Origin of the sequence: Acinetobacter sp. YH01018 (assembly GCF_013420295.1) — a bacterium.
Lineage (GTDB): Bacteria > Pseudomonadota > Gammaproteobacteria > Pseudomonadales > Moraxellaceae > Acinetobacter.
In genome coordinates this window covers 26,551-35,115 of the sequence record NZ_VOYL01000030.1, presented here as the reverse complement: position 1 = coordinate 35,115, position 8,565 = coordinate 26,551, and the positions used below count along the sequence as shown (strand labels likewise).

7 protein-coding genes are annotated in these 8,565 nt (G+C 41.8%); 3 read left to right on the top strand and 4 right to left on the bottom strand.

Annotation, left to right across the window (positions count from 1 at the left end; all coding sequences use genetic code 11):
- On the top strand, positions 1-153 hold a 153-nt coding region (locus tag FTT83_RS10815), incomplete at its 5' end, for a transposase (protein WP_180042419.1).
- A gap of 128 nt (positions 154-281) precedes the next feature.
- Here FTT83_RS10815 and slyD read toward each other — a convergent pair.
- Both slyD and FTT83_RS10805 read right to left on the bottom strand, forming a co-directional pair.
- Entirely contained in the window at positions 282-764 is a 483-nt protein-coding gene (gene slyD / locus FTT83_RS10810) for a peptidylprolyl isomerase (RefSeq protein ID WP_092819263.1), read from the bottom strand.
- Between the two features lie 446 nt (positions 765-1,210).
- Complete coding sequence (locus FTT83_RS10805) at positions 1,211-2,521, bottom strand: D-alanyl-D-alanine carboxypeptidase PBP6B (protein WP_180043534.1); 1,311 nt, start codon at positions 2,519-2,521, stop codon at positions 1,211-1,213.
- Positions 2,522-2,701: 180 nt separating this feature from the next.
- On the opposite strand from FTT83_RS10805, the gene FTT83_RS10800 reads away from it, so the two are divergent.
- Positions 2,702-4,405: a M61 family metallopeptidase gene (locus FTT83_RS10800; protein ID WP_180043532.1), complete on the top strand. Its 1,704-nt coding sequence runs from the start codon at positions 2,702-2,704 to the stop codon at positions 4,403-4,405.
- A gap of 249 nt (positions 4,406-4,654) precedes the next feature.
- Here the strand turns inward: FTT83_RS10800 and FTT83_RS10795 are convergent, their stop codons facing one another.
- On the bottom strand, positions 4,655-5,446 hold the full coding sequence (locus FTT83_RS10795; protein ID WP_166170249.1) for an rRNA large subunit pseudouridine synthase E: 792 nt from the start codon (positions 5,444-5,446) through the stop codon (positions 4,655-4,657).
- Positions 5,447-5,640: 194 nt separating this feature from the next.
- Here FTT83_RS10795 and icd point away from each other — a divergent pair, with 194 nt between their 5' ends.
- The gene (gene icd, locus FTT83_RS10790) at positions 5,641-6,894 is read left to right on the top strand and encodes an NADP-dependent isocitrate dehydrogenase (protein ID WP_166170251.1); all 1,254 of its coding nucleotides are present in this window, start codon (positions 5,641-5,643) and stop codon (positions 6,892-6,894) included.
- A 276-nt stretch (positions 6,895-7,170) separates the two neighbouring features.
- Here icd and FTT83_RS10785 read toward each other — a convergent pair whose 3' ends face one another.
- Positions 7,171-8,349 (bottom strand): YbfB/YjiJ family MFS transporter, encoded by a 1,179-nt coding sequence (locus FTT83_RS10785; protein WP_180043530.1) that lies wholly within the window; start codon positions 8,347-8,349, stop codon positions 7,171-7,173.
- Positions 8,350-8,565: the final 216 nt, after the last annotated feature.

The window sequence follows — 8,565 nt, the reverse complement described above, 5'->3', positions numbered from 1 at the left end:
ATTCCACAACGCTGGGTTGTGGAAAGATCATTTGCTTGGTTAGAAAAATGCAGAAGGCTCTGGAAAAACTGTGAAAAGCACCTAAATACGAGCCTTCAGTTCATTAATTTAGCCTTTTTAAGGCTACTTTTGCATAGAAAATATTCTGGATAGGTTCTAAAGAGATGGCTGAAAAATTGCCCTGCTCACTGAAATGATTGCGGATAATTGAATGGGATAAAAAATTCAAGGCAATAAAAAAGGCAAAGTCAAAACTTTGCCTTTTATGATCGCGGGCGATCTTAGTGGTGATGACCACCAGCACCGTGTACGTGACCGTGTTCTAATTCTTCAGCAGAAGCTGCACGAATTTCAACGATTTCAACTTCGAAAGTTAAATCTTGGCCAGCAAGTGGGAAGTTAGCATCTACAACAACGTTGTCGCCTTCAACTGCTTTAACAGTCACGATTTGAACGCCATCATCAGTTTGAGCTTGGAATTGCATACCAGGTTGGATGTTGTCTACACCTTGGAACATTTGAGCTGGAACTTCTTGTACGAGGTCAGGGTTGTATTCACCATAACCTTCAGCAGCAGGAACGTTTACAGTGAATTTTTCACCAACAGTTTTGCCTTCTAAAGCGTTTTCTAAACCAGGGATGATGTTGCCCGCACCGTGCAAATATGCAAGTGGTTCACCTTGTGATTGGTCGAGAGTTTCGCCCTCTGCGTTAGTCAACGTGTAGTGGAAAGAAACCACGAGGTCATTTGCAATAGCAGTCATGTTATTGATCCATTCAATTTTTTAAGGGTACATCATAAAGTGAAAAGTAGGTTTTGTAGACTAGATTTAGCAAAAATCTGCATTTTTCCCACTCTTATGGTGTTTTTTTAATAGTGGGGATGGTTTTTTTAATTTCAATGAAATTTTAATCTTTTTAGCTGTTTTTCTTGTGACAAAATCCAGAGCTCTTGATTTGTCCAGTCATACGCCAGTAGTTTGATAATGGTTTAACAACACGACAAGACTTTGAGTGGGAAATTTGAGCATACTATACGGGGACAGGGAGGAAAGTTGAATTTGAGCTGTCAGGCATTTAGCAGTCATTATTGGTCAGTAAAAAGAAGATGATATATACTTACCATCTTCTTTTTATTACTTTTATCCAAATGATTATTTTATGAATAAGATTGTTCTGTCATCTGACTCAAGTCAAAACTATTCATCCTTTAGCGTAGAGGATAAATTTTGACCCGAATGTCATCGCTTGAGAAAAAACTAAAAAGCTGTTTAAACCAGAGGGCAATTTTCTGGAAAAAATTGGCTTCTTCAATTTGCACATCATTTTCAATGGCAATGGTGCGGATCAACTGGTTATTTTGATAAACCTGCACGGTGGCCAGTTGCATAACTTTGGCTAAAGGAGCAGTCAGGTATTTTTCCGTGATTTCAACATTTAAGTGGGTCTTGGTTTCTTGTAAGGGCTCAATGGCTTGAATCGTACCATTGCCTGTATTCAGCATAACACGCTGATTGACCGTATCATAAGTTTGCAGATCAATCGCATAAGGCTGATCATATAAAGACGTCGTCACAATTTGCGGTTTGCTGGTTTCCAGTTTAAACATTTTTAAAGTAGATTTCACCACCGGCAATTCAGCAATCAGCTGCTTGTCTTTAATCGCGACCTCATTACGGGTATAGGTATAGGCCATATCCATCAGGGTGTGGGCAACTTCTGCACGTTTTAATGCATTTTTTGTACCCATCACCACCACAATCAGGCGACGTTCAGGTAGTGCAGGATTACCAGTAGGGCGGTGTGCAGTCAAAGCCAGGTTATAACCTGCCGCTTTAGTGAAACCTGTTTTTAAACCATCCACACTTGGGTCAAACTTGAGTGCCAGATTGGTTGCGCGGTGAAAACGCTGGTTATAGCTGAAACTTGGCATGACTGAATAATGCAGATATTCAGGCGTCTGAACGGTCAGTGCTTGACCCAGCAGGGCCATGTCATGAGCAGATGAGTAATGGTCCGGCATGGTCACGCCTGGTGCATTGGCAAAATGCGTATCCTTCATTCCTAAGGCTTTGGCTTCTTTATTCATGCGTTGGATGAAAGCTGGTACAGTACCTGAAATACGTTCTGCCAAGGTCACTGCCGCATCATTGGCTGACATCACGATCAAACCTGCCAGAAGCTGATCTACAGTAATCTGATCACCTTGTTTAAGATACATTTGCGACTCATCCCACTGCACCATTTTTACCACTGGTGTCGCCGTGATGATTTCATCCTTTTTTAAATGACCGGCTTCAATTTCTTTCAATGCAATATACGCAACCATCATTTTGGTCATGGATGCCGGTGCACGTTGCTCATGGCTATTGTGCTCTGCAATGACTTGACCTGATTGGGTATCAAGAATGGTCCATGCCTGGGCTTCAACGCTTTCAGGAACAAGGTTGAGTAATGCAGCATTGACTATCGTGGAACACAATAAACTTAAGGATGCGAGGAGATAGATGACAGCTTTCAATGATCTTCCTTATTTACCAATCCATTGGTGGTAGAAATGCAAAAAATATGAGGAATGCTATGCCTTTTTTTTAAGAATGGCTAGTCGGAATTGCAGACAATTGCGACAGTTCAGCATTGCCGGACAAAAAATGCTAAGCTAATTGTTAAGTTAACTTTTTTATATTTTATATTGCCCATTATGTTGCATTATCAAATCGAATTTGACGATTATCGTCAGCATCTTATTCACGTGACACTTCGCTTTTTAGCTGATCCAACTCAAGTCCTTTCTCTACCGACCTGGATTCCGGGTAGCTATCTGATTCGCGAATTTTCAAAGCATATTGAGTCAGTTCGTGCTTATGATGAAGATGGGCGCATTTTACAAATTCAGAAATTTGAGAAGAATAAATGGCGTTTATTTAATACCGATCATGAACTGATTACGGTGGAATATGATGTCTATGCCTATGACTTGTCTGTACGCGGTGCCTATGTGGACCAAACACGTCTCTATGTGAATCCGGCCTGTGCATGTTTGGGACTAGAAGGGCAGGAAGATAAAGCGGTTGAAGTTGAAGTGTTCCTTCCAGATGAACTGAAACATTTCCAGCTGGCAACCGGTTTAATGGCTAAAAGTCTGGTTAAAGGTCGTTATACCTTAAAGGCGGATAACTATGCCCAGTTGATTGATTCACCCTTTGAGCTGGCAGAACAAACACGTTTTAGCTTTGAAGCTAATGGTATCCCGCATGAATTTGTGGTGTCTGGCAAACATGCCATGAATGCGGCGCGTATGCAGCAAGACATTGAAAAAATATGTAGCACTGAAATTTCAATGTTTGGTTCTGCACCATTTAGCGATTATACCTTTATGACTATGGCGACAGGCAATAGCTATGGAGGCTTGGAGCATCCGAACAGTACCAGTCTGATTACCCCGCGTGATGACTTGCCTAAAGCAGATGAACCTGCTGAACCATCAGCGGATTATCAGCGTTTCCTGGGTTTATGCAGTCATGAATATTTCCACTCTTGGTTGGTAAAATTTATTCGTCCTGAAAATTTCGTCAATTATGATTTAAACAAAGAAGGCTACACTTCGCTGCTTTGGATTTTTGAAGGTTTCACTTCGTATTATGACGATTTGATATTGCTACGTAGTGGGGTGATTTCTCAAGAATCATATCTGAAATTGTTAAAAGCACAGATTGACCGCTATTTACAAAATCCGGGACGCGCGATTCAAACCGTTGCAGATTCAAGTTTTGATGCTTGGGTTAAATTCTACCGTCAGGATGAAAACTCCAATAACGCCGGCACCAGCTACTACAACAAGGGTTGTTTAGTAGCGCTGTGTCTGGACTTGGGCTTGCGTTTGCGCGGTTCAAGCCTGGATGCCTTAATGCGTAAATTGTATAAAAATGCGCAAAATGGTGTTCAAGTTAATGAACGTACCATCTTCGAATTGTGTAATGAGTTGACCGGTGATAACTGGCTTGAACAGATCAATCATTTGATCAATACCACAGATGAATTGCCGTTAGATCAGTTGCTTCCCGAATTTGGTTTAAGTTTTGACGTTAAAAATGACAAGTCTTTGCCATTTGGCTTAAAGCTTGCCGATAAACCTGAAGGTGTGGTGATTCAAACTGCACGTCGAGAAGGTTCAGGGGGGAAAGCAGGTCTTTCTGCCCAAGATGTTGTTATCGCGATTGATGGCTTGAAAGCAACGACTAAACTTGTTGAAAAATATGCAAAACAAGAGGGAACGTACACTGTACTAGCTTTCCGCCGTGATGAGTTAATGACTTTTGAAGTTCAGGCGGGTGGTTCTGAATTGACGGAAGTTGAACTCAAAGTTGAAGATCAGGCCAAAGCTGAGAAGTGGTTAAAGGCTTAATTTGTATACTCTTTAAACTTCATGTAAAACCGATGCTTAGGCGTCGGTTTTTTATTTATCTAAAGAAAAATCAATAAAAAGAGAAGAACCAGTTATTTTGCAGGATTTTTCAAGGAAGAAAATAATTGGCATCAGATTAAGACGTACTATATATTGAGCCAAGTTGATGAAGCATATGACAAGTTAAATCTATAATACTTATTAAAGAAAAAAGCCCACTTTCGTGAGCTTTAATTTGAATACTAAAAATTAACCGCGACCACGCCCACGCCCACGCGGTGCTTTGGTATTCGGACGCGTTGTACCATTGGTCTTACGACGCGGTTTCTCGCTTTCATCCATTTGCCAGATACGTTTCGTACCAGATGACTTCTTCACGGAACCATCTTTGTTCTTGCGAACCATTGGCTTACCGCCTGTACCACCCGGTTTTTTCACATAAGAACGTGAACGGTAAGGTTCTTCCGCAGGTACATCTTTAAAGTCCGGGTATAACAAAGGCTCGATTTCTTTGGTTTCACCTGGTTGTAAACCCAATTGAACAAGATCAATAGAACCAATTTTCGTACGAATCAAACGTAAAGTTGGAAAACCTACCGCAGCAGTCATACGGCGAACCTGGCGGTTACGACCTTCACAGATTGAAATTTCAATCCAAGAGGTGGGCACAGATGCACGGAAACGAACTGGTGGATCACGGTCCCATAACCATTCTGGCTGTTGCACTTTAATGGCTTTGCCCGGAAGGGTCATACCATCTTTCAGTTCAACCCCTTTACGCAGCTGTTCAAGCGCTTCTTCAGTGACATCACCTTCAACCTGTACCAGATAGGTTTTAAACTTCTTGTTGGCCGGGTTGGTAATAAATTGGTTTAAACCGCCGTGGTCGGTTAAAAAAACTAAACCTTCAGAGTCCATATCTAAGCGACCCGCCAAACGCAAAGTCGGATCGTCTACGAAGTCAGCCATGGTCATGTGTGCTTCGTCTTTACGGAATTGGGAGAGGACGTCATAAGGTTTATTGAGAATGACGATTTTCATAGCAAATAACTTCTTTAATTACATAAGACTAAAAAGGTTAAGTTTTATTCAATGGGGAAATGTTGTTATTTCCCGTATAAATCTTAAACACAATGGAATTCAATTAAACTATTATGCGTTAAGAAAGGACGAAAGTATTGCCTAATCGGCAATTATTTTTAGATATCGCTAGATACAAAGGGAGAACCTAGACAATGGGTTATCAGAAGATCGTTGTTCCTGCGGATGGTAGCAAAATTACCGTAAATGCAGACTTGTCACTCAATGTTCCAAACAATCCTATTATTCCTTTTATTGAAGGTGACGGTATTGGTGTAGATATTACACCGGCCATGAAAGCAGTGGTTGATGCTGCGGTTCTAAAAGCTTACGCTGGTAAACGTTCGATCGAGTGGATGGAAGTATACTGCGGCGAAAAAGCAGACAAAATCTACGGCACTTACATGCCGGAAGAAACCTTTGAAGCTCTTCGTGAATTTGTTGTTTCTATTAAAGGCCCGTTAACAACCCCGGTTGGCGGCGGTATCCGTTCTCTAAACGTTGCATTACGTCAGGAATTAGACCTGTACGTATGTGTACGTCCAGTGCGCTGGTTTGAAGGCGTACCTTCTCCGGTTCAACATCCTGAACTGACGGACATGGTGATTTTCCGTGAAAACTCTGAAGATATCTATGCAGGTATTGAATGGAAAGCAGATTCACCAGAAGCCAAAAAAATCATTCGATTCCTGAAAGAAGAAATGGGTGTGACAAAAATCCGTTTCGAAGAGAATTGCGGGATCGGGATTAAACCGGTATCTAAAGAAGGTACTCAGCGTCTGGTTCGTAAAGCGATCCAGTTTGCGATTGATAATGACAAGCCAAGCGTGACGCTGGTTCACAAAGGCAACATCATGAAGTACACCGAAGGTGCATTCAAGGAATGGGGCTATGAAGTTGCGCTTGAGCGTTTTGGTGGCGAACTTCTGGATGGTGGGCCATGGGTTAAAATCAGAAACCCTAAAACTGGTAAAGACATTATCATTAAAGATGTGATTGCGGATGCCTTCCTGCAACAAATTTTGATGCGTCCTGCCGATTACTCGGTGATTGCCACGCTGAACCTAAACGGTGACTATATTTCTGACGCGCTTGCTGCCGAAGTGGGCGGTATCGGGATTGCACCGGGTGCCAATATCGGCGGAGCCATCCAGATGTATGAGGCGACTCACGGGACTGCTCCTAAATATGCCGGTCAGGACAAAGTCAATCCGGGTTCAATTATTCTTTCTGCTGAAATGATGCTGCGTGACATGGGCTGGACTGAAGCGGCTGACTTGATCATCAAGGGTATTTCCGGTGCGATTGCCAATAAAACAGTGACCTATGATTTTGAACGCTTAATGCCGGACGCGACTTTGCTACGTTGTTCGGAATTTGGTCAAGCGGTCATTAACAACATGGAATAAGTCATTTGACCTGAATCTGTATAAAAAAAACCTGCGCATATCGCGGGTTTTTTTATGGTTACGGCACACGATTTTTTATAGATCAGGAGCGAAATTTATCATGCAATCTACACAATAGCATGAATAGTTAAGCGGTATGTTCTAGCATCGAACAAACGCGAGCAAGATAGTCAGTATGCGTCTTATTGCGACCGTTATGCTCATTTTGGGAGGTCAGCCCTGGTATCTGGTGTTACAGCAGGCATAGGTTATGCCATCTGCCTGAATTGAAACAGGCTATGCTGGCTTACTGGTTTTGAATTTAGCTGTACGAGTATGCCAGACCAGTTGTAATGTTCCCAATAATAAAACTATCGCAGCCAAGACAAACTGTTGATGATAAGTCACGCTAAAATGTTGCAGGGTACTAAAACTTAATCCGCCAATCAGCTGCACAGATGCAAAGCATAGTGTGGCAATACTCCAGAGCTTTTTATACGCCAGACCATAAAGTTGTAAAATTGTATAAGAAGTCAAAAACACCACTGCCGGATTGAGCATGCCGGTAAAAAAGGAAGAGGCAAAAGTCAGCACTGGACTGCTGTTTAAGGTTGCAATAAAAATGGCCACTATATACAGACTGTAAAGAATTTTCAGGGCGAAAAAATTGCCAAATTTTCTTGCCAGTGAATAGGCAGTAAAAGCCCCCAAAGCACTGCCTAAGCCATACAGAATCCAGTTAAAATTGATCCAGAACAGGTTCAGCCCCAGTTCATGGCTCAGGTAGTCAATCCAGAACAATGAATGGGGAATATAGGCAAATGCACTGCAGGCATACACAACCAGCAAGCTATAAAAGATTGTGTTGAGTGGGGTTTTAGATTGAGCCAGCACTGTTTGTGCAGACAGATGATGCTTAAATTGTTGCAGTAAAATACTTAAGCAGGCACAAATAATCAGCGCGAAACCACATAAAATCAGCCAGGCAGTCTGTATGGAAATCTGGTCCAGATAAGGCAGGAACAGGGTCGCCAATAAAACCCCCAGACCAATTCCGCTAAAACCAATAAAATTGATTTTAAAACGGTCCTGAATCTCACAGCATTGTGCCACCACACTCGGGGATAAAATCATCAGCAGGCCGCCACTGATTCCCGAAATTACACGCCAAAAAATATACCAGGCTTGCGGAAAACCGGAAAATGCACAGCACATTAAACTGAACATTCCGGCAATCGCGGCAATCTGAATATATAGGGTCATGCTTTTGTTTTGAGGCAGTCGCATGGCTGCAAAGGCACCCATCAGATAACCGAGTAAGTTGGCACTACCTAAAAGACTGGCAAAACCTGTTGACCAATCAAACGCTTCACGCGTGCTGGGTAACAAGGCGGTATAGGAGAAACGTAAAATACCAATCCCCAAGCACATACTGAGGCATAAAAAAAGACTAAGCTTGATATTGGTTGAGGACATCCATGTACTCACAGTATTTATTATTCATTCATCATATAAATAGCATGTGTACCGAACAATAAACAGGATCAGAACAAATAAACACTATAAAAACATGCATGCATACGTGATTAAGTAATCTTTAAGAGTGGTTCTATAAAATTGGCCAAGATATAAATCTTTTATTTTGTAAATTGAGTTTTCTGAATAAAGGCATACAATTTTGCTTCTTTATTA